This window comes from Pseudomonas asuensis (genome assembly GCF_014646755.1).
GTDB lineage: Bacteria > Pseudomonadota > Gammaproteobacteria > Pseudomonadales > Pseudomonadaceae > Chryseomonas > Chryseomonas asuensis.
Genome location: NZ_BMNW01000014.1, coordinates 35,805 through 59,852, shown reverse-complemented (window position 1 = coordinate 59,852; position 24,048 = coordinate 35,805). Strand labels below are relative to the sequence as shown.

Sequence of the window (24,048 nt, the reverse complement as noted above, 5' to 3'; positions counted from 1 at the left end):
CACGGCACGTGCGATACTGGAGAGCACTCTTGATGGATAGACGCCATGCCCAAAGCATTGAAACGCGCCCCCATTGTGTTGTCGCTCTTCCTGTTGTATTGCCTGATTGGCTTCCTGATTGTTCCGCGTGTCGCGCTACATCTTGCCCATCAGCAGTTGACGCGTTACACCACACAGCCTGCACAGATCGATCAGATCACATTTAACCCGTTTACGCTTGAAGCGACATTAACGGGTTTTCGCATTGGGTCCGCCGAACACCCGGTTTTGGCAGCTAAACGCCTCTACGCCAACGTTGAGCTAAACAGCCTCTGGCGTAGAGAAGCGCATTTGGCGCGTATCGAGCTGGAAGAGCCTTTTGTCGATGTTACGCTTGAAAAAGACGGCTCGTTGAATCTGACCAAGCTTTTTAAAGTTTCCAAGGATGCGACTGCCCAGGAAAAGCCTACGACAGATGCCTCTGAGCAACAATTTCCGCTAACCATAGATGCTCTCGTCATTACACAGGCTCAGGTGCGTTACCGCGACCAACAGCTCAAACAACCCGTTGATATAAGCCTTAACCCTGTTGATCTGACCCTGGAAAACGTAAGTACTCGCCAGGAAAGTAAAGCTCGTTTTACCCTAAGCGCCCAGACAGCTCAGAACGGCGCACTCAAGAGTGAAGGAACGCTGCAACCCCTACCCTTTGCTTTAAGCGGCTCCCTTGATCTTAGAGAGGCTGCGCTCGCGCCCTGGTGGGCTTATGTGAGCGAAGCGCTACCGCTTTCGCTCAACAAGGGTAGGCTGAATGGGCATACCCAATACCACATCGAAACCGGAAAGACCTTTCAACTACAGCTGACCAAAACCAGTCTGAGCCTTGATGAGTTTTCCAGTAAAGCCGCCCATGCAACACCACAGGTCCAACTAGGCCGTCTCGCTATAGGCGGTGCCACCCTGGACTTAGCCAAACGCCAAATCCACATAGACCAGCTTGAGAGTCGGAGCTTAGAAGCCTGGGTATCCAGAGACAAGGATGGCCAACTGGATTGGGTCAAACTGTTCACCTTTCCTGACCAGCCCGAGCCTGCCAGGAGCATCCCAGGCTGGCAGGTAAGTATCGGTAAAACTCACCTGCAAGACGGCCGCCTTCATTTAAGCGACCAAGCCGCCTCAACACCTGTAGATCTAGATATCAAGAGTATCGACCTTGCATTATCCCATCTGGACCTTGCAGCTCGGACACCTACAGAAATCAAACTAAACGCTCAAATCGGCTTGCATGGGCGACTTGAAACTGAGGGTGAGCTGACGCTCAACCCCATTACTGCCCACCTGCATATCGTCAACAGCGATATCGATCTGCGTCTAGCCCAAGCCTATATCGCCCCGTATATCCGCCTTGAAATCCGTAGTGGCATGCTGGCGAGCGACATACATCTCTCCCTCGACAGCGTAACTCCTCTAGCGCTAACCCTTACCGGGCAGGCCCAGCTCAACCAATTGCATACATTGGACACGCAGCGCCAGCGAGACTTTCTGCGTTGGCAGCAACTCACGGTCAAAGGTATTGACTACAAGCACGGCAAGAGTCTTGCCATTGATGGGATTACACTTAAGCGCCCTTATGCGCGTCTAATCATCAACGAAGACCTGACAACCAACTTCCGCCAATTGTTAATTGCTCAGCCCAAGCAGGAAGCGCCTGATAACACCGCTCCGCTGGCGTTAAGCATCGGGGGCATACACATTGTTAACGGCTCAGCCAATTTTGCCGATTACAGCCTTACACCCAGCTTCATAACGGCAATCCAGGAGCTCAACGGCCAGATTGGCACACTGGATACCCAGACCCCTGATCCTGCAGAGATAAGCCTAACCGGCAAGGTAGACCGCTTCGCGCCTGTTAGCATCCAGGGTCGCCTGAACCCGCTAGACCCGCTGAATAAATTGAACGTGACGGCTGCCTTTCGCCATGTTGAGCTCACTACACTCACGCCTTATTCAGGTAAATTTGCCGGTTATGCCATTCGCAAAGGGCGCTTGGATCTAGACCTCAATTACCGGATCGATAACAGCAAGCTGGATGCTCAGAACCATCTCGTGCTGGACCAGCTTGAACTAGGTGAAAGGATTGACAGCCCGGATGCCGTTGACCTGCCTGTAAGACTTGCCGTGGCATTACTCAAAGACTCTCATGGCAAAATCGACCTAACCCTTCCGGTCGCAGGTAACCTCAATGACCCTAACTTCAGTGTAGCGCCCATCGTCTGGCAAACACTGCGCAACATGGTTGCAAGAGCCGTTCAATCGCCCTTCAAAATGCTAGCAGGCCTGGCAGGACGAGCAGAAACTGATTTAAACGAAATTCCATTTGAGGCAGCTTCGGTTAATTTGACGGATCAGGCTCGCCAGTCGCTCGATGCCCTGGCTCAAGCGCTAAAGAAACGTCCGCAACTACAGCTGGATGTAGAAGGACGTAGCGCAGCCGAGATTGATGGCCCCTCACTTTCAGCGCAACGATTAGAGCACGAATTTCAGACGCAATATTACAACCTGCTACAACGACGGGGCGATAAGGTGCCTGCAGAGGCCAGCCAGCTCTCCGTTCCGCAAGACATGCGACCTGCTCTGCTAGAGGCAGTCTATCGCACCCGCTTAAAACAGCAGCCGCCCGTAGAATGGGAAAATCTACCTGATACAGAACGGCAAAGCCGGCTGAGCACTGCCATTCTCGATTCCTGGAAAACGAGCGAATTGCTTCTCAGGCGTCTTGCTCAAGCGCGCGCCCAAACCATCAAACAATATCTGATAGAGAATGCTGGGTTAGAGGAAGGTCGCATCTATTTAATTGATGTCAACACAAGTCAGCAAGGCAATAATGGGCGTATCGCTGCACAACTTCATATTGGCAGCAACTAGGGAACGCTTATGAAGTACACAGTAGTAATAATAGCCTTGCTGGCAGCCCTCTCGCCCTTAGCCGTCCTAGCTGATACGTTCAGGTGTGGTAACAGTCTGATTAACCAAGGCGATCGTACTTTCGAGGTACGAAAGAAATGCGGAGAGCCTGCCCATCGGGATTTTATAGGCTATATGCAAGGTGACTACGGCCGCAGAGAATCTACTCGTGAAGAGTGGGTTTACGGTCCTCGAAACGGCGGTACTTATGTACTAACTTTTGAAGCCAATCGGCTGGTTAGTATCGAATTCGCTCGGGACTAAAGCCTTTTATGCCTTATAACGTTATCAAAGCCTGGACCTTCATTACCCTTATTGTTATAGCGTGGCCGACTCAAGCAGAATCTTTAAGATGCGGCAGTCAGCTCATTAATACACATGACCATATCAGTGAAATCCATCGTAAATGTGGAAAACCCAGCAGCCGTGCGAATTTAGGTTACGTTGAGATCAGTGATAGGTATGGGGGACGTAGCGAAGTTAGGGTCGAAGAATGGATATATGGCCCATGGAACGGTATGTATTACTACTTAACCTTTCGGGGTAACCGCCTTCACAGTATTCAAAGCAAACGAGGCCAGTGAAGGCTAGCGATCACGCCACATTAAGGCGCAGCTTAAGCTCAAGCAGATGGTCGTGGCATAACTTGGCTTTTTGCAATTGCCCTTGAACGAGTGGCTGAGCTTCTAGCTCTGGAGCGTCATGTATCGCCTGCTCCAGAAGGTGTAAGAGCTGGTCCTCTGACTCTTCTAAAGCCTGAATGTAAGCGGTGTCGCTCGTTTCTAACAAGGCGGCGTGGGCCTGCTCATAAAGCTCCTTAAAAGAACTTACAAAGCGGCTGTCATTAGCAGGCTGCCTACCATGAAGAGACGTTTGACTGCTTAATAGGATAACCAACCCCGCCTTCATTTGAGCCATTTCCGAGAATAAGGCTTTGAGTTGAGGACTGCTTACAGCATTGATTGCCGACTCATAGAATGCTCTGCCATTACGAGAAACTTCTATCAGATCCTCAAAAGCATCTGCTTTTCCAGACATGGCGACTACCTCATCAATACTAAAGGTGGCGAGCTTGTAGCTCGCCACCTTTAGGTTACTCGGCCGATTTCAAGCCATCGGCCGATACGGCTTTAACACCTTTGATGTTCTTTGCTTTTTCAACAGCCAACTCACGCTGAGCATCTGTTGACACGGTACCCGACAGAGAAACCACACCCTTGTTGGTCTCAACTTTGATGTCAGTCCCTTTGATATGATCATCCGCAAGGAAAGAAGATTTCACTTTTCCAGTAATCCATGTGTCGGAAACTGTTTCTTCTGCCTGCTCTACACTGTCATTGGCAGCCAGGGTCATCGTTTGATTGTTCGTGGCAGCAAATGCGCCTCCAGCAAGCGGCATGCTCAGAGCAGTAACAGCAGCGGCGGCAAAAGCAAATTGGCTGAAAGTCTTCTTCATAATGTGACTCCTGTTTTGGGTGTACGCCGTATCCTGGCGTTAGCACTAATCATGATCGCAATCAGCATGCCAAGTTAGATATTAAAAAAATTCCTTACTTTTCAAGCAGTTATATATATTATGATTTTCACGTTAATTGCACATTGCAATAAATCGTTCATGCAATACATGCAAGTTGCATGAATTAGAGGCATAAAAAAGCCCAGCAAAAGCTGGGCTCTTAACCACTATCTATCAGGTGCCAGAAGCTTCAGCTGCTGCTACGTCCTTGATGGATAGCTTGATACGGCCACGGTTATCCACGTCCAGTACCAGTACCTTTATTTCCTGACCTTCTTTCAGTACATCAGAAACTTTCTCGATGCGCTGATCACTGATTTGGGAGATATGTACCAGGCCATCCTTACCAGGCAGGATATTTACGAAAGCACCGAAGTCCACGATACGCTCGACTTTACCTACGTAAATCTTACCAATCTCAGCTTCTGCAGTAATGCCCAAGACGCGCTGCTTGGCAGCCTCAGCCGCTTCACGGGTTTCACCGTAAATCTTCACACTGCCATCATCTTCGATATCAATCGAAGCCTTGGTTTCTTCACAGATTGCACGGATAACAGCGCCACCCTTACCGATGACATCGCGAATCTTGTCCGGCTCGATCTTCATAGCGATCATAGTCGGTGCATTAGCTGACAACTCTGCACGCGGCTTGGCGATGACCTGATTCATCTGGGACAGGATATTGAGGCGAGCCTCTAAAGCCTGAGCCAGCGCGACTTCCATGATCTCTTCGGTAATACCGTTGATCTTGATGTCCATCTGCAGAGCAGTAACACCCTTATCAGTACCGGCCACCTTAAAGTCCATATCGCCAAGGTGATCTTCATCACCCAGGATATCGGTTAGGACAGCAAACCTGTCACCCTCTTTCACCAGACCCATCGCAACGCCAGCAACCGGAGCGCGAACAGGAACGCCTGCATCCATCAGGGCCAGCGAAGCACCGCATACGGAAGCCATGGAGCTAGAGCCGTTGGATTCAGTAATTTCAGACACCACACGGATGCTGTAGGGGAACTCTTCCTGAGACGGCAGCATGGCCTGAACACCACGGCGTGCCAAACGGCCGTGACCAATCTCACGACGGCCTGGGCTGCCCATACGCCCACACTCTCCTACGGAGAAGGGTGGGAAGTTATAGTGCAGCATAAAGGTGTCACGACGCTCCCCTTCTAGCATATCGAGGATTTGAGCATCACGGGCAGTACCCAGGGTAGTTGCCACCAGCGCCTGTGTTTCACCACGCGTGAATAAAGCGGAGCCGTGAGTCTTGCTCAAGACACCCACTTCAATATTCAGCGGACGAACAGTACGGGTGTCACGGCCATCGATACGTGGCTTACCATCTACAATGTTCTCACGAACAGTGCGGTACTCCAGCAGGCCAAAAATCTCTTTGATCTCAGCAGCGCTGTACTGACCTTCTTCTTCGCCAGCAAACTTGGCAACAGCTTGATCACGCAGCTCACCCAGCGCCGCATAGCGGTCCTGTTTGACAGTAATGGTATAAGCCTGCGAAATGGCTTCACCAAACTCGGCGCGCAACTGGTTAACCAGCGTAGTATTTTCAACAGGAGCTTGCCAATCCCAAGTAGGCTTGCCTACTTCAGCAGCAAGTTCCTTGACTGCCTCGATTACAACTTGGAACTCTTCATGTGCAAACAGCACAGCGCCCAGCATCTGGTCCTCTGTCAGCTCATCAGCTTCAGATTCAACCATTAGAACGGCATCAGAAGTACCTGCTACAACCATGTCCAGGCTGGAGCTTTGAAGCTGCTCAAAGCTTGGGTTGATGATGTAGCCTAGTTCTGGGTGGAAACCAACACGAGCAGCGCCAATAGGGCCCGCAAATGGAATACCAGAAATAGCCAGAGCGGCAGATGTACCAATCATGGCAGCGATATCTGGATCAGACTTCTTATTTGTCGAAACGACAGTGCAGACAACCTGCACTTCGTTCATGAAGCCTTCTGGAAACAGCGGACGGATTGGACGGTCGATCAAACGAGAGGTCAGTGTCTCTTTTTCGCTCGGACGGCCTTCACGCTTGAAGTAGCCACCAGGAATGCGGCCTGCGGCATAGGTCTTTTCCTGATAATGGACAGACAGCGGGAAAAAGTCACGGCCTTCTGCTGGAGACTTGGCGCCCACAACAGTTACTAGAACACTAACGTCTTCAGTGCTAACGAGTACTGCACCACTGGCCTGGCGCGCAATGCGGCCCGTCTCCAGTGTTACGGTCTGCTGACCAAACTTAAATGTCTTGATTACTGGATTCACAGTATTTCCTTCTTGTATTGCCCTTGGGGAAATCTTGAGAGCGGCAGGGTATCGGACCCGGCGCGATCTCAGGGACGCATGAAGCAAAAAAGCTGGAAATCGGCATAACCGACTCCCAGCTTTTAAGCGACTAGCGTCCAGCTTGCATCGTGATCAACGACGCAGGCCCAGACGGCTGATCAGGTCACTATAACGAGTAGTGTCCTTGGCCTTCAGGTAGTCCAGCAGCTTACGACGCTGGTTAACCATACGGATCAGACCACGGCGGCTGTGGTGATCCTTATTGTTGGCCTTGAAGTGACCCTGCAGTTTGTCAATGTTGGCAGACAGCAGAGCAACTTGTACTTCAGGAGAACCAGTGTCGCCTTCGGCGCGCTTGTACTCAGTTACGATCTGGGCTTTTTCTTCAACGCTAAGTGCCATGATAGGGCTCCTAGATATAACAGGCCGAGGGAATTACCCTCGTGTTAGAGAAGAGGAATGACCGTGCCTATTAACAGCCACCCTCGCATCAGTCTTACGACCGAACCAAACGACGAGGCGCAATACGTCCATCGTCAGTCACTTCACCGATACCGATAAAGCGACCTTCATTATCCTGTACCCGCATCCAGCCAAATTTGGGTGCGTTAGCTGCTCTTACCGGCTGTCCATGCAGCCAGTAAAAAGCCGTGTGCTCGGTCAGTTGTAACAGCGGCCAATGCTCCAAACCACTGTCAACTGGAAGCAGGAAAGCATCGAGTGCTTCTGCACCACCTTCTTCGTGCGCCTTCTCCAGCGCCTCAAGACTTACGGACTGAGCCAAGGCAAAAGGCCCTGCCTGGGTTCTGCGTAGCTCAGCCACATGGGCACCGCAACCAAGCGCTTGCCCCAGGTCTTCGACCAAAGATCGAATATAGGTGCCCTTGCTGCAATGCACATCGAGTGTAGCGCGATCTGTTGTCAGCGCCAGTAGCTCAAGGCTGCTAATAGTAACAGAACGCGGTTCCCGCTCCACGACCTCACCTGCCCGAGCCAACTTATAGAGCGGCTTACCGTCTCGCTTAAGGGCAGAATACATAGGTGGAATCTGAAGGATATCACCACGGAAGGCAGGTAACACTGCCTCTAAAGCCGAGGCGTCAAGACTTACCTCTCGGCGGTCAACAATCTCTCCCTCTGCATCACCTGTCGTTGTGGTGACACCTAGTTGCATGACTGTTTCATAGCCTTTATCGGCATCCAACAGATATTGCGAAAACTTTGTTGCTTCACCAAAGCACAACGGCAAAACACCCGTCGCCAATGGATCAAGGCTACCGGTATGTCCAGCTTTTTCAGCATTAAGCAACCAGCGTACCTTTTGCAGCGCCGCATTAGAGGTTAGTCCACGCGGCTTGTCGAGTACCAGAATACCGTTAACCGATCGACGGATTCGTTTCACTTGGGCCACGCTTACTCTCCACCCTCGTGACGACGGTCTTCAGATACTGCACGCTCGATCAATGCAGACAGTTCTGCTCCGCGACGGATGCTCTCATCATAATGAAAGCGCATTTGCGGGATCGTCCTAAGCTTCATTGCGCGTCCTAACTGCTGACGCAAAAAGCCGGAGGCTTCATTCAAAATCCCTAAGTTCTGGGCAATATCCTCAGACGAATCTTTACCCAAAACAGTGATAAATACTTTGGCATGGGAAAGATCACGCGCCACATTGACGTCAGTAATCGTTACCAAGCCCAGGCGAGGATCTTTAATTTCCCGCTGAATCAAAAGCGCTAACTCACGCTGCATCTGATCGCCGATGCGCTGAGTACGAGTGTATTCTTTAGCCATCTTCGCTCTCTCTTAAAGCCAGGTGCTGTTAAAAAGACGAAGCTGGAAGCTGTCTTCCGACAACTTCCAGCTCCTGGCTTTTCGCTTGCGTGAATTACAGCGAGCGCGCTACTTCGACCTTCTCGAAAACTTCGATCTTGTCGCCGACCTTAACGTCGTTATAGCTCTTCACACCGATACCGCACTCCATGCCGGCACGAACTTCAGCCACGTCATCTTTGAAGCGACGCAGAGATTCGAGTTCACCTTCAAAGATCACAATATCTTCACGTAGAACACGAATCGGACGATTGCGATGGACCATGCCTTCAACAACCATACAGCCTGCAACAGCGCCAAACTTCGGCGAACGGAAGACGTCACGAACTTCTGCAATGCCCAGAATATTCTCGCGAACATCACTGCCCAGCATACCCGTTAGCGCTTTCTTAACATCTTCGATAATGTCGTAGATCACGTTGTAATAACGTAGATCCAAACCTTCCTGCTCAATGATCTTACGAGCACCAGCATCGGCACGAACGTTAAAGCCGAAGAGAACTGCATTAGAAGCCAGCGCTAGGTTCGCATCACTTTCAGTGATACCGCCTACACCACCCGCAACAACACGCACCTGGACTTCATCGTTACCCAGACCACTGAGCGAGCTTTGCAGAGCTTCTAGAGAACCGCGTACATCGGACTTGAGAACGATGTTAAGCGTCTTTTTCTCGTCCTGGCCCATGTTTTCGAAAATATTTTCGAGCTTGCCTGCCTGAGCACGCGCCAGCTTGACCTCACGGAACTTACCCTGACGGAACAAGGCAACTTCACGTGCTTTTTTCTCATCGGTCAGAACAGTCAGCTCATCACCGGCATCCGGCGTACCATCCAAGCCAAGAATTTCGACGGGGATGGATGGACCAGCCTCTTTGATCGGCTTGCCATTCTCATCGAGCATGGCACGGATACGACCGAAGTTAACACCGACCAGAGCCATATCACCCTGGCGCAGAGTACCGTTTTGCACCAGAACAGTAGCAACCGGCCCGCGACCCTTATCAAGGCGCGACTCAATTACGACACCACGGCCTGGAGCTGAAGGTGTTGCAGTCAACTCAAGAACTTCAGCCTGCAGAAGAATCGCTTCTAACAGCTCATCAACGCCAGTACCTGCTTTGGCAGATACATGAACAAACTGAGTATCACCGCCCCACTCTTCCGGGATAACGTCACGCCCAGCCAGATCATGTTTAACACGGTCCGGATCTGCATCAGGCTTGTCGATCTTGTTCACTGCAACAACGATCGGCACACCAGCAGCCTTGGCGTGCTGGATAGCTTCTTCTGTCTGTGGCATGACACCGTCATCGGCCGCTACAACCAGAATAACAATATCGGTTGCTTGAGCACCACGGGCACGCATAGCTGTAAAGGCTGCGTGACCAGGGGTATCCAAGAACGTCACCATGCCACGATCCGTATTTACATGGTAAGCGCCAATATGTTGGGTAATGCCACCCGCTTCGCCTGCTGCAACCTTGGCGCGACGGATGTAATCCAGCAAAGAGGTCTTACCATGGTCAACGTGACCCATGACCGTTACCACGGGTGCGCGGTGAACTTCTTCGCCTTCAAACTTGAGCGACTCTGCCAGTTGCTCTTCCAGTGCGTTTTCGCTGACTAACTTGACCTTATGACCAAAGTCTTCAGCTACTAGCTGTGCTGTTTCACGATCCAGCACTTGGTTGATAGTGGCGGGAGAACCCATCTTGAACATGAACTTGATAACTTCAGCAGCCTTGACGGACATTTGCTGCGCCAATTCAGCAACAGTAATTGTCTCACCCAGAGCTACTTCACGAACGACTGGACCCGTAGGGTTCTGGAAGCCATGCTGATTACGTTTTTTAAGCTTGGACTTGTTTCGACCGCCACGACGACCGCCAAAACCATCATCTTCGTCCTCACCTGCGGTGCGAACAACGCGCGGGGTACTAACCTTGTCCTTCTCCTTCAAAGAAGGACGATGCTGTGCATGTTTGCGATCGCGACGCTCATCGTCATCCCGTTTGCCGGCTACAGGGGCAGCTGGGGGACGACGCACTTCTTCGCGCTTGCGCTCATCAGATACAGCTGCCGGTGCTGCCGGCGCTGTTTTATTTGCAACCACTTCTTCCACTACTTCCTCGGACTTGGTTTCTGTAGCGGCTTTCGCAGCCGCTTCTGCCGCCTCTTGAGCGGCCTTGGCAGCAGCCTGCTGACGAGCTTCCTCTTCAGCGTTAAGACGAGCCTCTTCTTCGGCCTTCAAGCGAATCTCTTCCTCTACTCGCTGACGAGCTTCTTCTTCAGCCTTCAGACGTGCAGCCTCTTCAGCCTCACGTTGCTGTTCTACCGCCAACTCGTCAGGGCTTTGCTTGACATATGTCTTCTTTTTGCGGACTTCGACATTAACTGTCTTGCTTCCAGACACTTTCAACGTCGTTTGAGTCTTGCGCTGGAGCGTTATTTTACGCGGTTCGTCCAGCTTGGTGTTTCCTTTCAGATGAGACAGCAGTTTTTGCTTTTCAGTGTCGGTTACAACCTGGTCTGCACTGCTATGGGACAGACCCGCTTCCTGCATTTGTTGCAGCAGGCGTTCAACCGGTGTATTGACCGTTTGGGCCAGTTCTTTCACCGTGACTTGCGTCATGCACTCTTCTCCTCAGGCAGCACCGCTCACTCAAACCAATGGGCACGGGCAGCCATGATCAACTTGCCGGCACGCTCTTCATTCATGCCGTTAATATCGAGCAGGTCATCAATGGACTGCTCGGCAAGATCTTCGCGATTGGCAACGCCTCGCTGCGCCAGCTCAAGCGCGAGTTCCTCAGTCATGCCTTCGAGACTAAGCAAATCTTCCGCTGGCTTTTTGTCAGCCAGTTTTTCTTCCGTCGCGATGGCACGGGTTAATAGGCGATCCTTAGCCCGGTTACGCAGCTCATTGACGACATCCTCATCGAAGCCATCAATGTTGAGCATTTCTTCCATGGGGACATAGGCGATCTCTTCAAGTGTGGTGAAACCTTCTTCAACCAACACTTGAGCCAGCTCTTCATCTACATCCAGTTCATCTACAAACTGCTGAAGAATATCGCCCGTTTCTGCCTTTTGCTTAGCCATGATGTCCTCTTCGGTCATCACGTTTAATGTCCAGCCTGTCAATTGGCTCGCAAGACGAACATTCTGGCCACTGCGGCCAATGGCCTGAGCCAAGTTGTCAGCAGCAACAGCGATATCCATGGTATGGGTATCTTCATCAACAATGATCGACGCAACTTCTGCGGGTGCCATGGCGTTGATAACGAATTGAGCCGGGTTGTCATCCCACAAGACGATATCTACCCGCTCACCACCCAACTCACCAGATACTGCCTGGACACGCGAGCCGCGCATACCAATACAGGCGCCCTGCGGATCGATGCGCTTATCTTTAGAGCGTACGGCGATTTTGGCGCGCGAACCCGGATCACGGGCGGCAGCCATGACATCAATTAACTGCTCGGAGATTTCCGGTACTTCAATACGAAATAGCTCGATCAGCATTTCAGGCGCTGTACGCGACAGGACCAGTTGAGGTCCGCGGTTTTCTGTGCGAATTTCTTTAAGCAACGCACGAACGCGAACACCAACACGGAAATTTTCCCGTGGAATGATTTGATCACGCGCCAACAATGCCTCTGCATTATTGCCCAGATCGACAATCACATTATCCCGGGTAACTTTTTTGACAGTACCTGAAATGATCTCACCTACTTTTTCACGGTAAGCATCAACAATCTGAGCGCGCTCAGCTTCACGTACTTTCTGAACGATTACTTGCTTGGCTGTTTGGGCCGCAATACGACCGAACTCAATGGATTCAATCTTTTCTTCAATCAGATCGCCAAACTTGGCATCTGGATTGATTTCCTGGGCTTCATCAAGCGTCAGGTTCGCTGCTGGATTATCGAAGTCTTCATCTTTAACAACTGTCCAGCAACGAAACGTTTCGTAACTACCATTGTGGCGGTTGATAGCCACACGCAGTTCTACATCTTCTTCATAGCGTTTCTTTGTGGCAGTGGCTAGGGCTAGCTCCAATGCCTCGAAAATGACACCGGGCGGAACACCTTTCTCATTGGAAACTGATTCCACTACCAGTAGAACTTCTTTACTCATCGTACGCCTCGCCTGTCGCAATCCTTTGGGATTCGCGGATTTGCGCTTTATTCAAATCGGGGAATGACATTAGCCTTATCGATCATCTCGATGGGAAGCAGATACTCATGGTTATCAACCTGAACCACGACGTCCTGATCTTCCACACCGCGCAAAAGGCCCTGAAAGTTGCGGCGGCCTTCATAAGGCGAACGAAGCCTTATTTTTACTTGCTCACCTACAAAAGCGCTGAATTGCTCAAGAGTGAATAAAGGTCTATCCATACCTGGAGAGGAAACCTCCAAGGTATATTCGCCCGGAATTGGATCTTCTACGTCTAAAATCCCACTAACTTGACGACTGACTTTTTCGCAGTCCTCAACCAGAATTCCGTTTGAATGATCGATATAGACCCTTAGCAGAGAATGCCGGCCCTGGGAAATGTACTCGATGCCCCAGCATTCATAGCCAAGCGCTTCGATGACGGGGGCCAGCATGGCTTGCAACTGTTCTAGCTTGCTCGACACCTGGTTGCCTCACGCATGCTGTGCAAATAAAAAATGGGCATAACGCCCATCCCTTGTGGTCGCCGCAAGAACGCGCGACCTGACTGTTCAGCTAACAAAAAGCCCCTATAAAGGGGCCTTTGTTGACTGGTTGCGGGGGCAGGATTTGAACCTACGACCTTCGGGTTATGAGCCCGACGAGCTACCAGACTGCTCCACCCCGCGTCAAAGCTGGAGCGAAAGTATAAGAAAGAGTCTCTTTCAGGTCAATCTACTTACGCTCTCGACACTTAATTAGTGTCTTAATTATGGTGCCGAAGATGGGACTCGAACCCATACAGCCGTTGGCCACTACCCCCTCAAGATAGCGTGTCTACCAATTCCACCACTTCGGCAAAACGTCTTACTATTTCTGACTTCCCGGAACATCACCTTCTGAGGATGTCGAAGGCTTTTGCTGTGACATGGGAACATCATCATTTGCCACAGGCTTTTCAACTTCAGGCGTCTGCTGAATGACTGCAGGCTTAGGAAGACCAACTTCCTGCAGTGCATTTGCTTTTTCCTTGGCGAAGTATGCCAGACCCAGGCTAGTAGCGAAAAAAACCGCCGCTAGTATAGCAGTAAATCGACTCAAAAAGGTAGCAGAACCTTGGCTTCCGAAAACAGTACCCGAAGCACCTGCACCAAAAGAAGCACCAGCGTCCGCACCTTTACCCTGCTGAAGAAGCACAAGGACAACTAAGCCCAGCGCCATTAGCAGATGCACGACAACAACTAGAGTTTCTAACATCATTTACTTCCAGCAGCGTGATAAATCACGCCAAATTCATTCGCATTTAGGGAGGCTCCACCAACAAGCCCACCATCGATATCAGGCATACCGAACAACTCGGCAGCATTACCGCCCTTTACACTACCACCATATAGAAGCCTGACTTTATCAGCCACATCGCCACTATAAGATCGGAGGAACTGCCGGATTTCCTGATGCACCGCCTGAGCTTCATCAGGAGTTGCTGTCAATCCTGTACCTATCGCCCATACAGGCTCGTAGGCTACAACTGCATTCTCAAAAGCCTCAATCCCTAGCGCGTCTATTACCGACTTGAGCTGACCTTTAACAATCTCAAAGGTTTTACCAGCTTCTCGCTGCTCTTGAGTCTCACCAACACAAAGGACGGGCACTATACCCATCTTTTGGGCTGAAGCAAACTTTTTTGTAACCGAATCATCATCTTCACGCAAAATTAGACGACGCTCGGAATGCCCCACCAAAACATATCTACAACCCACATCACGCAACTGGGACGCTGCTATCTCACCCGTAAGCGGACCTTGCTCTGGCTGCACAGCACAATCTTGTGCACCGAGTACTATACCGCCACCAGCGAGACCGACCTCAACCTGATCGATAAACAAGAATGGTGGAAACACTACCATCTCAACATCATCAGATAAGGCGAGCTTACTTAATCCCTCTATCAGCTCGGCTACATCGGCACGTGTTCCGTGCATTTTCCAGTTACCAGCGACTAAGGGCTTGCGCATGCTAATGCCTCAGTAAGCGAAGTGGGCGCAGATATTATCTAAGATTTTTTGCTTTGACAAGCCAAATCAAGCACATACCTCGCTGACCAGCTTAGCCAAAGCTTCTGCATGCTTGTGGACCTGACGCTCATCACTGCCTTCGACCATCACACGAACAAGAGGCTCGGTTCCAGATTTGCGTAATAAAACGCGCCCCTTACCGGCCATTTGTTCAGTCACCGACGTGCAAGCTTTTTGTACGTCCGGGTGAACCAAAGGGTCGACTTCTCCGGAGTAACGTACATTGATGAGAACTTGCGGGTACTTCTTGAGCCCTTTACGCGCCTCCGCCAATGTTTGCCCGGCACGCCTCAACGCCATTAAGACCTGTAGCGCAGAAATAATGGCATCGCCTGTCGTAGTGTACTGGCAGCACACAATATGACCGGAGCTTTCGCCACCCAGTGTCCATTTCCGTCCTATTAACTCGGCCATCACGTAGCGGTCACCCACCTTGGCCCTGGTAAATGGAACTCCCAGCTCAGCCAGACCTAACTCTAGCCCGAGGTTGCTCATCTGAGTGCCTACAACGCCACCTTCAAGGCGATTACGGCCTTTTAAATCCTTAGCGATCAAAAATAGAAGCTCATCCCCATCAACAATTGCGCCGGTATGATCAACCATTAATACACGATCACCATCACCATCAAATGCAATACCTAAATCAGCATGCTGATCACGCACAGCTTTCTGCAACTCTCCCAGATGAGTAGAACCGCAGTTTTTGTTGATATTGAGTCCGTCAGGCTGAGCGCCGATAACAGTAACCTGAGCCCCTAATTCCCGGAAGACACTAGGAGCAATCTTATAGGTAGCGCCATGAGCACAATCGACTACGATTCGCATACCAGCAAAGCTAGTGCCGCTCGGCACGCTGCTTTTACAAAATTCTATGTAACGGCCTGCGGCATCATTGATGCGGGATACCTTGCCGATACGAGCAGACTCCACAACCGTCATAGGTTGATCTAGCAACTCCTCAATCATCAACTCCACTTCATCCGGCAGCTTGGTACCCAGTCCCGAGAAAAACTTGATGCCGTTATCGTAAAAAGGATTATGAGATGCACTGATCACAATACCGGCGTTAGCCTGGAAAGTACGCGTCAGATAGGCAATGCCGGGTGTAGGCATAGGGCCTAGTAGCATGACATCAGCGCCAGCTGCAGAAAGCCCAGCCTCAAGAGCAGATTCGAACATATAGCCAGAGTTACGCGTATCCTTACCTACTAGAACTCGACAGATACCTTGGCTACGAAAGGCAATACCGGCCGCCCACCCAAGCTTTAGCATAAAGTCAGGTGTAATCGGATACTCACCTACGCGCCCACGAATTCCATCTGTTCCAAAGTACTTTCTAGCCATTACTCTCGCCTTGTTTCAAGCCTGCTCTACTGCAGCTATCATTTTTATAACGTCTACCGTCTGCTCTACATCATGCACTCGAATGATACTGGCCCCCTTAGCGACTGCTAGCGCAGCCAAGGCGAGACTACCGTATAAGCGTTCATCGACGGGCTTATTCAAGACAGTCCCAATCATGCTTTTACGGGAAACACCGACCAATAGCGGTAGTGCCAGCCTAAATAACTCAGGCATACGCTTGAACAGCACCAAATTGTGCTCAAGGGTTTTAGCAAACCCAAAGCCAGGATCAAGAATAAGCTGATCACGCGCAATGCCTGCACTTTCACAGGCAGCTATGCGCTCACTTAAAAACGCAATTACGTCAGCAACAATGTCTTCATATTGGGGAGCTTGCTGCATCGTATCGGGCTCGCCTTGCATGTGCATTAGACATACAGGCAGGCCTGCCGCAGCTGCAGCCTCAAGCGCGCCCGGACGGCGCAAGGCGCGCACATCATTAATAAGCCCTGCGCCTACTTTTGCACACTCGCAAATTACCTGAGGAGATGACGTATCAACCGAGATGACAACATCGAGTCTTTTAGATAACGCCTCAACTACAGGCACTACCCGCTGCAACTCTTCATCGAGAGCGACACGGGGAGCGCCAGGACGAGTTGACTCTCCACCGATATCGATAAGCGTGGCACCAGCCATTACCAGATCACGCGCACGAAACAGCGCTTTGTCTAAGGTATTGAATTGGCCACCGTCAGAAAAGGAATCAGGAGTAACATTAAGAATCCCCATGACATGGGGACGTGATAAATCAAGAACCCGACTGCCGCAAAGCAGTCGGGTTTGAGTCGAACCAGGAATCATGAGGGTATCAGTGCTCGCCTGCTGGCCCACCTATAGGGGTATCAGGATGACCACCTCCCTGGGTAGCACTTGTACCAGTAGGTCCTGAGCCGTCCTGCCAATCACGCGGCTCTCTAGGCACCCGCCCTGCCATGATGTCGTCGATCTGGTCGGCATCAATCGTCTCGTACTGCATTAGGGCATCAGCCATCATCTCTAGCTTGTCACGATTTTCGTCTAGCAGACGCTTAGCCGTGGTATAGCAGTCATTGATAATCCGACGAATTTCCGAGTCGATCTCTTTAGCTGTCTCGCCAGACATGCTGCCGCTAGCACCACCTGCCCCTCGACCAAGGAAGCTTTCATTTTCTTCCTCACCATATAGCAATGGACCTAATTTTTCTGACAGGCCCCACTTGGTGACCATGTTACGAGCCAGTTGCGTCGCACGCATGATGTCATTCGAGGCACCCGTCGTAACGCCTTCGAAGCCTAACGTCATTTCTTCAGCAATACGACCACCAAAGAGCGAGCAGATCTGGCTTTCTAGTGCACGCTTGGACAGACTGTAACGATCCTCCTCAGGAAGGAACATGGTTACACCCAAGGCACGTCCACGCGGAATAATAGAAACCTTGTAGACCGGGTCATGCTCAGGCACCAAGCGACCCACAATAGCGTGCCCAGCCTCATGATAGGCCGTGTTGCGCTTTTCCTTTTCAGACATAACCATGGTCTTGCGCTCTGCGCCCATCATGATTTTGTCTTTAGCGAGCTCAAACTCGCGCATATCTACAGTACGCTTGTTAGAGCGTGCAGCAAATAAGGAGGCTTCGTTTACCAGGTTAGCAAGGTCTGCACCTGAGAAACCTGGAGTACCACGCGCGATAACACCCGCATCAACTCGATCCCCCATGGGCACTTTACGCATGTGGACCTTGAGGATTTGCTCACGACCACGAATATCCGGCAGCCCTACTACAACCTGACGATCAAAGCGACCCGGACGCAAAAGCGCAGGATCCAGTACATCAGGACGGTTAGTAGCGGCAATGACGATAATACCGTCATTCATTTCAAAACCGTCCATCTCAACCAGTAACTGGTTTAGGGTCTGCTCACGCTCATCATGACCACCCCCCATACCAGCGCCACGATGACGACCAACCGCATCGATCTCATCGATAAAGATGATGCAAGGTGCATGCTTCTTTGCCTGGTCAAACATGTCACGTACACGGCTAGCACCAACACCTACGAACATCTCAACAAAATCTGAACCAGAAATTGTGAAGAAAGGTACCTTAGCCTCACCGGCGACAGCTTTTGCCAGTAGGGTTTTACCTGTACCGGGCGGACCAGCCATGAGTACGCCGCGCGGAATACGGCCACCCAGACGCTGGAACTTACCCGGATCACGCAAAAACTCTACTAACTCGGTTACTTCTTCTTTCGCTTCGTCACACCCAGCAACGTCTGCGAAGGTTGTTCGAACCTGATCTTCAGAAAGTAGTCGCGCCTTGCTTTTACCAAAGCTCATCGGACCACCACGGCCACCTGCGCCACCCTGCATCTGCCTCATAAAGAACATGAAGACAGCAATAATCACCAGAATCGGGAAGCTTGCTACTAATAGCTGCGTCCAGATGCTCTGCTGTTCAGGCATCTTGCCTTCGACAACCACATTATTATTAACCAGATCGCCAATCAGACCATTGTCCTGAATAGCAGGCCGAACCGTCTTGAAAGTATCTCCACCACGATGTTTTCCCGTGATGACATAACCATCGACAGTCACACGCTCTACCTGACCATCTTTCACTTGCTGAATGAAGTCAGAATAATTGAGCGTTTGCGGCTCATTGGGGCTGGAGAAATTATTCATCACTGTGACTAATACAGCCGCAATGATGAGCCATAGAATCAGATTCTTTGCCATATCGTTCAATTGACTACCCTCTGAGCCGGCTTCGCCTGGAACCGTTCGTATCGAAACCGGCTATTGGCCGGTAAGTTACTACACAACGCTAACGTTGAGCAGCGGCCGTCTGTAACCCTTTATGAGATCCGTTGCTCTTCTCACTTTAGCTGAGACTTTAGGAAGAGTCTGCCGTTGCATCTGGCCGCATTACCTTTAAAGCCTCACGCTAGCAAATATTGCTCACGAAACCGTTCTTGAGATGCCGAGCGTTTGCACATGAGGGCTTTTTCGAAATCCCTCTGCGCCAGCTTCAGGTAACTGCCAAACCCTTCATTTTGAAATATTTTGATTAAAAACCCGCTGGTCGGACGCAGCACACGCTGCGCAAAAGCAAGCACTAGCCCATAGAGATATATTGGTTTTGACCAATATATTGTACTTATCCCAATCATATTGGGGGCTACTTCAGAAATAACAAGGCCAACGGGAGCCTTACCTGATTGCTTTGATAATCGACTCAAAACTTCGTCCCAAGTGAAGCTACCTGAAAACTCGATGGCAGCAAGGTTTTCACTAGCAAGATATCGGAAACAACCATACTAATACCCCGCCACGCCCTACGCTCAACGCTCAACGCTCAACGCTCAACAACCTAGTGCTGCATGCAGGCCAATAATAGTCATACCAGACTGCAAGAAACGATTCAGCCCTTATAATTCCAAATAGCCAAGAGAGCGATAGCCGTTCTGCGCTAGCTTTGCAGAATGGTCATTTAAATACTCTTTGGGCCAACGCTGACTCTTTTTTGATCAAGCCGCGTTTACCTCATCTTGTCCATATGGGCTATACCTAGTAGCTAGGGTACAATAGATGCCTTTTTCTCTGGGATTTAATTATGGCTCTCAATCAAGAGCAGAAAAAGCAATTCAAATCTATTGGGCACCATTTAAAGCCTGTATTAATAGTTGGCGAAAATGGTCTTACTGAAGGCGTACTGGGTGAGCTTGAGCGAGCACTTAATGATCATGAACTCATTAAGGTCAAATTCAGTCTCAGCGAGCGTGAAGATCGGCGAGTTCTGATGGAAGAGCTTTGCCAATCGGCCAAATGTGAGCTGATCCAGACCATCGGCAAGATGGCGCTTATCTACCGCAAGGCTCAGCCGCAAAATCGCTCGCTTTCAAATGTAGTCCGCCACAGCCTGTAACATCTACAAGCACACCGGGCGAGCATACAGATAGCGACCTTGCTGCTTGCTGGCGAAGGAAAGTCAGCCTACCTCAAAGCCAAGCCCCTTATTTTAAGAGCTCCTCTGGCAAGCTATTTATCAATGCCCTATTTAGCTGCATCCAATCGCTGCCTTTGAGACAGCGATTGGGGAGCCAGCTACCTAAGGTCTTAGATGTGGCGTACCTCGACAATTTCGTATTCAACATCCCCGCCGGGCGTCTTTACGATCACCACATCGCCTTCTTGCTTACCAATTAATGCACGGGCAATCGGAGAGCTCACCGATATCTTGCCCGATTTTATATCCGCCTCGTCGTCCCCGACGATTTGATACGTTACCGACTCATCTGTATCAACATTTACAATCTCTACGGTCGTGCCAAAAATTACCTTGCCCGAGCGAGGAATAGTAGAAATATCAATAACCTGGGCATTAGAGAGACGTCCCTCAATATCGCGAATGCGCGCTTCCACCATACCCTGCTGCTCACGAGCAGCATGATATTCGGCGTTTTCTTTTAGGTCGCCCAACTCACGCGCCTCAGCAATAGCCTGGGTAATTTGAGGACGAAGCTCTGTTTTGAGATGCTTGAGCTCTTCTTCCAGGGCGCGAGCGCCCTGGATTGTCATAGGATACTTGTTCATGCCTGAATTCCCGCGTGTAAATCTTGAAGCCGACGTACAGTTTTCTCTGCACCAAACTTCAAAGCTTCACAAATCGCCTGGCCTCCTGCAAGCGTTGTCGTGCAGCAAATCTTATGTTGAAGCGCATTACGACGAATCGAGTAGGAGTCAGCAATAGACTGACGACCTTCTGTCGTGTTGATCACTAACGTAATTTCATCGTTTTTGATCATGTCGACGACGTGGGGGCGCCCTTCAGTAACCTTGTTAACACGACGAACCGGCAGACCAGCCTCTTCGATAACACGAGCGGTACCGGCCGTAGCAACAACCTCAAACCCAAGCGCAACCAGTTCACGAGCCACATCAGCCACAAAGGGCTTATCGTCATCACGAACACTGATAAAGGCACAGCCGCTAGTAGGCAGTATTTCACTTGCGCCCAACTGAGCCTTCGAGAACGCCTCAGCAAAGCTGTCACCTACGCCCATGACCTCGCCAGTAGACTTCATCTCTGGGCCAAGAAGGGGGTCGACACCCGGGAACTTGGCAAAGGGGAACACTGCTTCTTTAACGCTGTAATAAGGCGGAATGATTTCTTTTGTAAACCCAATTTCTTCAAGGGTTTTACCTGCCATTACCCGGGCCGCTACTTTAGCCAGCGAAACTCCGATGCACTTGGAAACGAAAGGCACCGTACGAGACGCGCGCGGGTTTACTTCCAGCACGTAAACATCATTACCCTGAAGCGCCAACTGCACATTCATCAGCCCAACGACACCCAGCTCGAGCGCCATCTTACGGATCTGCTCGCGCATTTCATCCTGGATATGTGCTGGCAGCGAGTACGGAGGTAAAGAACAGGCTGAGTCGCCCGAATGGATACCGGCCTGCTCAATGTGCTGCATGATGGCGCCAATAACAACATCTTTGCCATCACATACTGCATCAACATCTATTTCAATAGCGCAGTTCAGGAAATGATCAAGCAACACAGGACTATCGTTCGATACCTGCACTGCTTCACGCATGTAGCGCTTAAGCTCTTCTTCTTCGTAAACGATCTCCATGGCACGTCCACCCAACACATAAGAGGGGCGAACCACCAACGGATAGCCGATACGTTTTGCACCTGCAATTGCCTCTTCCTCACTACGAGCGGTAGCGTTCGGCGGCTGACGCAGGTTAAGGCGTTCAATCATCTGCTGGAAGCGCTCACGGTCTTCAGCACGATCGATTGCATCAGGACTGGTGCCAATAATCGGGACACCTGCTTCTTCCAAGGCACGAGCCAGCTTCAATGGAGTCTGCCCACCGAACTGAACAATTACCCCCTTAGGCTGCTCGACACGCACGATTTCCAGTACATCCTCAAGCGTAACCGGCTCGAAATACAAGCGATCAGAGGTATCGTAATCAGTCGACACGGTTTCCGGGTTGCAATTGATCATGATGGTTTCATAACCATCTTCACGCATTGCCAGCGCGGCATGAACACAGCAATAGTCAAATTCGATGCCTTGCCCAATACGGTTAGGACCGCCACCGATCACCATGATCTTGTCACGACTAGAGGGATTAGCCTCACACTCCTCCTCATAAGTGGAGTACATGTAAGCGGTATCAGTCGCGAACTCTGCTGCACACGTGTCGACACGCTTGTACACCGGCAGTACGTTCAACTTATAGCGATGACGACGCAGGCTCTTTTCAGTCACACCGAGCAACTTGGCCAAGCGGGCGTCAGAGAAGCCCTTGCGCTTGAGCTTCCACATGAGGTTGCGATCGACGTCTGCCAACCCCAGAGTCTTGACCCTTTCTTCCTCCTTGATCAGGTCTTCGATCTGCACGAGGAACCACGGATCGATCTTGGTCAGCTCAAATACCCGCTCAACGGTCAGGCCGCGGCGGAAGGCATCTCCTACGTACCAGATACGGTCGGCGCCAGGCACTGTAAGCTCTCGCTTGAGAATGCTATCGGCCTCGGGGTCTTCCGGGTTCAGCTTGGGATCGAAGCCATTTACGCCAACCTCAAGACCACGAAGTGCTTTTTGCACAGACTCCTGGAAGGTACGGCCGATTGCCATAACCTCGCCGACTGACTTCATCTGAGTAGTCAGGCGGGCGTCAGCTTTGGGAAACTTCTCGAAGGCAAAGCGCGGTATTTTGGTTACAACGTAGTCGATAGCTGGCTCAAAAGACGCCGGTGTACGACCACCAGTAATGTCATTCTGCAGCTCGTCCAATGTGTAGCCAACGGCCAGTTTGGCGGCGATCTTAGCAATGGGGAAGCCTGTTGCTTTGGATGCCAACGCTGAAGAGCGGCTAACCCGAGGATTCATCTCGATGACAACCATGCGACCCGTATCAGGGCAGATACCAAACTGCACGTTGGAGCCGCCTGTTTCCACGCCAATCTCACGCAGCACTGCGAGAGAGGCGTTACGCATGATCTGATATTCCTTATCGGTCAGTGTCTGCGCCGGTGCAACTGTAATGGAGTCACCGGTATGCACACCCATTGGATCGAAATTTTCGATCGAGCATACAATGATGCAGTTGTCCTTCTTATCGCGGACCACTTCCATTTCATACTCTTTCCAACCGATGAGAGACTCGTCGATCAGAAGCTCTTTAGTCGGCGAAAGATCCAAACCGCGAGCACAGATTTCCTCGAACTCTTCACGGTTATAGGCAATACCGCCACCGCTACCCCCCATAGTAAAGGAAGGGCGAATAATGCAGGGGAAACCAACCTGCTCCAGCACGCCGTAAGCTTCTTCCATGCTATGAGCAATACCGGAGCGCGGGCATGCAAGACCAATCGCGCGCATGGCCTTGTCGAAACGCGAGCGATCCTCGGCTTTGTCGATGGTATCAGCGTTAGCACCGATCATTTCGACGCCAAACTGCTCGAGTACCCCATGGCGCTCAAGATCCAGCGCGCAGTTCAGCGCGGTTTGACCACCCATCGTTGGCAGCAGCGCATCGGGCCGTTCTTTTTCGATGATCTTGGCTACTGTCGCCCACTTGATAGGCTCGATATAGGTTGCGTCAGCCATGGCTGGATCAGTCATGATGGTGGCTGGGTTGGAGTTCACCAGAATGACGCGGAAACCTTCTTCTTTCAGGGCCTTACAGGCCTGGGCACCGGAGTAATCGAATTCGCAGGCCTGGCCGATAACGATAGGGCCGGCACCGAGGATCAAGATGCTCTTTATATCTGTACGCTTAGGCATGGGATTCTCGTTGCAGTA

The 24,048-nt window shown here is 50.9% G+C and carries 21 protein-coding genes and 2 tRNA genes; 4 read left to right on the top strand and 19 right to left on the bottom strand.

What is annotated here, in order from left to right; all coding sequences use genetic code 11:
• Positions 1-45: 45 nt before the first annotated feature.
• From IEX86_RS21970 to IEX86_RS21960, 3 genes are read left to right on the top strand one after another with little or no spacing between them, the layout of a single operon-like run.
• A complete protein-coding gene (locus tag IEX86_RS21970; RefSeq protein ID WP_188868275.1) occupies positions 46-2,904 on the top strand; it encodes a DUF748 domain-containing protein in 2,859 nt (952 codons plus the stop codon).
• Between the two features lie 9 nt (positions 2,905-2,913).
• Complete coding sequence (locus tag IEX86_RS21965) at positions 2,914-3,207, top strand: DUF2845 domain-containing protein (protein WP_188868274.1); 294 nt, start codon at positions 2,914-2,916, stop codon at positions 3,205-3,207.
• 8 nt (positions 3,208-3,215) lie between these two features.
• On the top strand, positions 3,216-3,527 hold the full coding sequence (locus IEX86_RS21960) for a DUF2845 domain-containing protein (RefSeq protein ID WP_188868273.1): 312 nt from the start codon (positions 3,216-3,218) through the stop codon (positions 3,525-3,527).
• A 10-nt stretch (positions 3,528-3,537) separates the two neighbouring features.
• Here IEX86_RS21960 and IEX86_RS21955 read toward each other — a convergent pair whose 3' ends face one another.
• From IEX86_RS21955 to IEX86_RS21875, 17 genes are all read right to left on the bottom strand, one after another.
• A complete protein-coding gene (locus tag IEX86_RS21955; protein WP_188868272.1) occupies positions 3,538-3,981 on the bottom strand; it encodes a PA2169 family four-helix-bundle protein in 444 nt (147 codons plus the stop codon).
• A gap of 55 nt (positions 3,982-4,036) precedes the next feature.
• Positions 4,037-4,399, bottom strand: coding sequence for a BON domain-containing protein (locus IEX86_RS21950; protein ID WP_188868271.1), 363 nt, complete (start codon positions 4,397-4,399; stop codon positions 4,037-4,039).
• 234 nt (positions 4,400-4,633) lie between these two features.
• Positions 4,634-6,739: a polyribonucleotide nucleotidyltransferase gene (gene pnp / locus IEX86_RS21945; protein ID WP_188868270.1), complete on the bottom strand. Its 2,106-nt coding sequence runs from the start codon at positions 6,737-6,739 to the stop codon at positions 4,634-4,636.
• Positions 6,740-6,892: 153 nt separating this feature from the next.
• The gene (rpsO, locus tag IEX86_RS21940; protein WP_188868269.1) at positions 6,893-7,162 is read right to left on the bottom strand and encodes a 30S ribosomal protein S15; all 270 of its coding nucleotides are present in this window, start codon (positions 7,160-7,162) and stop codon (positions 6,893-6,895) included.
• Between the two features lie 94 nt (positions 7,163-7,256).
• Positions 7,257-8,171, bottom strand: a complete 915-nt coding sequence (gene truB / locus IEX86_RS21935) for a tRNA pseudouridine(55) synthase TruB (RefSeq protein WP_188868268.1) — start codon at positions 8,169-8,171, stop codon at positions 7,257-7,259.
• Positions 8,172-8,173: 2 nt separating this feature from the next.
• Positions 8,174-8,554 carry a 30S ribosome-binding factor RbfA gene (rbfA, locus tag IEX86_RS21930; protein WP_188868267.1) on the bottom strand — a complete coding sequence of 127 codons (381 nt, stop codon included), beginning with the start codon at positions 8,552-8,554 and terminating at the stop codon, positions 8,174-8,176.
• Positions 8,555-8,648: 94 nt separating this feature from the next.
• Complete coding sequence (gene infB, locus IEX86_RS21925; RefSeq protein WP_188868266.1) at positions 8,649-11,225, bottom strand: translation initiation factor IF-2; 2,577 nt, start codon at positions 11,223-11,225, stop codon at positions 8,649-8,651.
• A 26-nt stretch (positions 11,226-11,251) separates the two neighbouring features.
• Positions 11,252-12,733 (bottom strand): transcription termination factor NusA, encoded by a 1,482-nt coding sequence (nusA, locus tag IEX86_RS21920; RefSeq protein WP_188868265.1) that lies wholly within the window; start codon positions 12,731-12,733, stop codon positions 11,252-11,254.
• A gap of 47 nt (positions 12,734-12,780) precedes the next feature.
• Complete coding sequence (gene rimP / locus IEX86_RS21915; protein WP_188868264.1) at positions 12,781-13,239, bottom strand: ribosome maturation factor RimP; 459 nt, start codon at positions 13,237-13,239, stop codon at positions 12,781-12,783.
• A gap of 127 nt (positions 13,240-13,366) precedes the next feature.
• Positions 13,367-13,443, bottom strand: a tRNA-Met gene (locus IEX86_RS21910).
• Between the two features lie 84 nt (positions 13,444-13,527).
• A tRNA-Leu gene (locus IEX86_RS21905) sits at positions 13,528-13,613 on the bottom strand.
• Between the two features lie 11 nt (positions 13,614-13,624).
• Complete coding sequence (secG, locus tag IEX86_RS21900; RefSeq protein ID WP_188868313.1) at positions 13,625-14,011, bottom strand: preprotein translocase subunit SecG; 387 nt, start codon at positions 14,009-14,011, stop codon at positions 13,625-13,627.
• The gene (tpiA, locus tag IEX86_RS21895) at positions 14,011-14,769 is read right to left on the bottom strand and encodes a triose-phosphate isomerase (protein ID WP_188868263.1); all 759 of its coding nucleotides are present in this window, start codon (positions 14,767-14,769) and stop codon (positions 14,011-14,013) included. The genes secG and tpiA overlap by 1 nt, the downstream gene beginning before the upstream one ends.
• A gap of 66 nt (positions 14,770-14,835) precedes the next feature.
• Entirely contained in the window at positions 14,836-16,173 is a 1,338-nt protein-coding gene (gene glmM, locus IEX86_RS21890) for a phosphoglucosamine mutase (RefSeq protein WP_188868262.1), read from the bottom strand.
• Between the two features lie 15 nt (positions 16,174-16,188).
• Positions 16,189-17,037 (bottom strand): dihydropteroate synthase, encoded by an 849-nt coding sequence (folP, locus tag IEX86_RS21885; RefSeq protein WP_188868261.1) that lies wholly within the window; start codon positions 17,035-17,037, stop codon positions 16,189-16,191.
• 7 nt (positions 17,038-17,044) lie between these two features.
• Positions 17,045-18,955 carry an ATP-dependent zinc metalloprotease FtsH gene (ftsH, locus tag IEX86_RS21880; RefSeq protein ID WP_188868260.1) on the bottom strand — a complete coding sequence of 637 codons (1,911 nt, stop codon included), beginning with the start codon at positions 18,953-18,955 and terminating at the stop codon, positions 17,045-17,047.
• A gap of 203 nt (positions 18,956-19,158) precedes the next feature.
• Positions 19,159-19,494: an SAM-dependent methyltransferase gene (locus IEX86_RS21875; RefSeq protein ID WP_268239884.1), complete on the bottom strand. Its 336-nt coding sequence runs from the start codon at positions 19,492-19,494 to the stop codon at positions 19,159-19,161.
• A 338-nt stretch (positions 19,495-19,832) separates the two neighbouring features.
• Here IEX86_RS21875 and yhbY point away from each other — a divergent pair, with 338 nt between their 5' ends.
• Positions 19,833-20,144, top strand: coding sequence for a ribosome assembly RNA-binding protein YhbY (gene yhbY, locus IEX86_RS21870; RefSeq protein WP_188868258.1), 312 nt, complete (start codon positions 19,833-19,835; stop codon positions 20,142-20,144).
• Positions 20,145-20,335: 191 nt separating this feature from the next.
• Here the strand turns inward: yhbY and greA are convergent, their stop codons facing one another.
• Positions 20,336-20,812, bottom strand: coding sequence for a transcription elongation factor GreA (gene greA / locus IEX86_RS21865; protein ID WP_188868257.1), 477 nt, complete (start codon positions 20,810-20,812; stop codon positions 20,336-20,338).
• Positions 20,809-24,030 carry a carbamoyl-phosphate synthase large subunit gene (gene carB, locus IEX86_RS21860; RefSeq protein ID WP_188868256.1) on the bottom strand — a complete coding sequence of 1,074 codons (3,222 nt, stop codon included), beginning with the start codon at positions 24,028-24,030 and terminating at the stop codon, positions 20,809-20,811. The genes greA and carB overlap by 4 nt, the downstream gene beginning before the upstream one ends.
• Between the last annotated feature and the right edge of the window lie 18 nt (positions 24,031-24,048).

Excerpts from the sequence above, each read along its gene's own strand:
- IEX86_RS21970 (WP_188868275.1), top strand. The coding sequence starts at position 46 with ATGCCCAAAGCATTGAAACGCGCCCCCATTGTGTTGTCGCTCTTCCTG.
- IEX86_RS21965 (WP_188868274.1), top strand. The coding sequence starts at position 2,914 with ATGAAGTACACAGTAGTAATAATAGCCTTGCTGGCAGCCCTCTCGCCC.
- IEX86_RS21960 (WP_188868273.1), top strand. The coding sequence starts at position 3,216 with ATGCCTTATAACGTTATCAAAGCCTGGACCTTCATTACCCTTATTGTT.
- IEX86_RS21955 (WP_188868272.1), bottom strand. The coding sequence starts at position 3,981 with ATGTCTGGAAAAGCAGATGCTTTTGAGGATCTGATAGAAGTTTCTCGT.
- IEX86_RS21950 (WP_188868271.1), bottom strand. The coding sequence starts at position 4,399 with ATGAAGAAGACTTTCAGCCAATTTGCTTTTGCCGCCGCTGCTGTTACT.
- rpsO (WP_188868269.1), bottom strand. The coding sequence starts at position 7,162 with ATGGCACTTAGCGTTGAAGAAAAAGCCCAGATCGTAACTGAGTACAAG.
- rbfA (WP_188868267.1), bottom strand. The coding sequence starts at position 8,554 with ATGGCTAAAGAATACACTCGTACTCAGCGCATCGGCGATCAGATGCAG.
- infB (WP_188868266.1), bottom strand. The coding sequence starts at position 11,225 with ATGACGCAAGTCACGGTGAAAGAACTGGCCCAAACGGTCAATACACCG.
- nusA (WP_188868265.1), bottom strand. The coding sequence starts at position 12,733 with ATGAGTAAAGAAGTTCTACTGGTAGTGGAATCAGTTTCCAATGAGAAA.
- secG (WP_188868313.1), bottom strand. The coding sequence starts at position 14,011 with ATGTTAGAAACTCTAGTTGTTGTCGTGCATCTGCTAATGGCGCTGGGC.
- tpiA (WP_188868263.1), bottom strand. The coding sequence starts at position 14,769 with ATGCGCAAGCCCTTAGTCGCTGGTAACTGGAAAATGCACGGAACACGT.
- glmM (WP_188868262.1), bottom strand. The coding sequence starts at position 16,173 with ATGGCTAGAAAGTACTTTGGAACAGATGGAATTCGTGGGCGCGTAGGT.
- folP (WP_188868261.1), bottom strand. The coding sequence starts at position 17,037 with ATGATTCCTGGTTCGACTCAAACCCGACTGCTTTGCGGCAGTCGGGTT.
- ftsH (WP_188868260.1), bottom strand. The coding sequence starts at position 18,955 with ATGGCAAAGAATCTGATTCTATGGCTCATCATTGCGGCTGTATTAGTC.
- yhbY (WP_188868258.1), top strand. The coding sequence starts at position 19,833 with ATGGCTCTCAATCAAGAGCAGAAAAAGCAATTCAAATCTATTGGGCAC.
- greA (WP_188868257.1), bottom strand. The coding sequence starts at position 20,812 with ATGAACAAGTATCCTATGACAATCCAGGGCGCTCGCGCCCTGGAAGAA.
- carB (WP_188868256.1), bottom strand. The coding sequence starts at position 24,030 with ATGCCTAAGCGTACAGATATAAAGAGCATCTTGATCCTCGGTGCCGGC.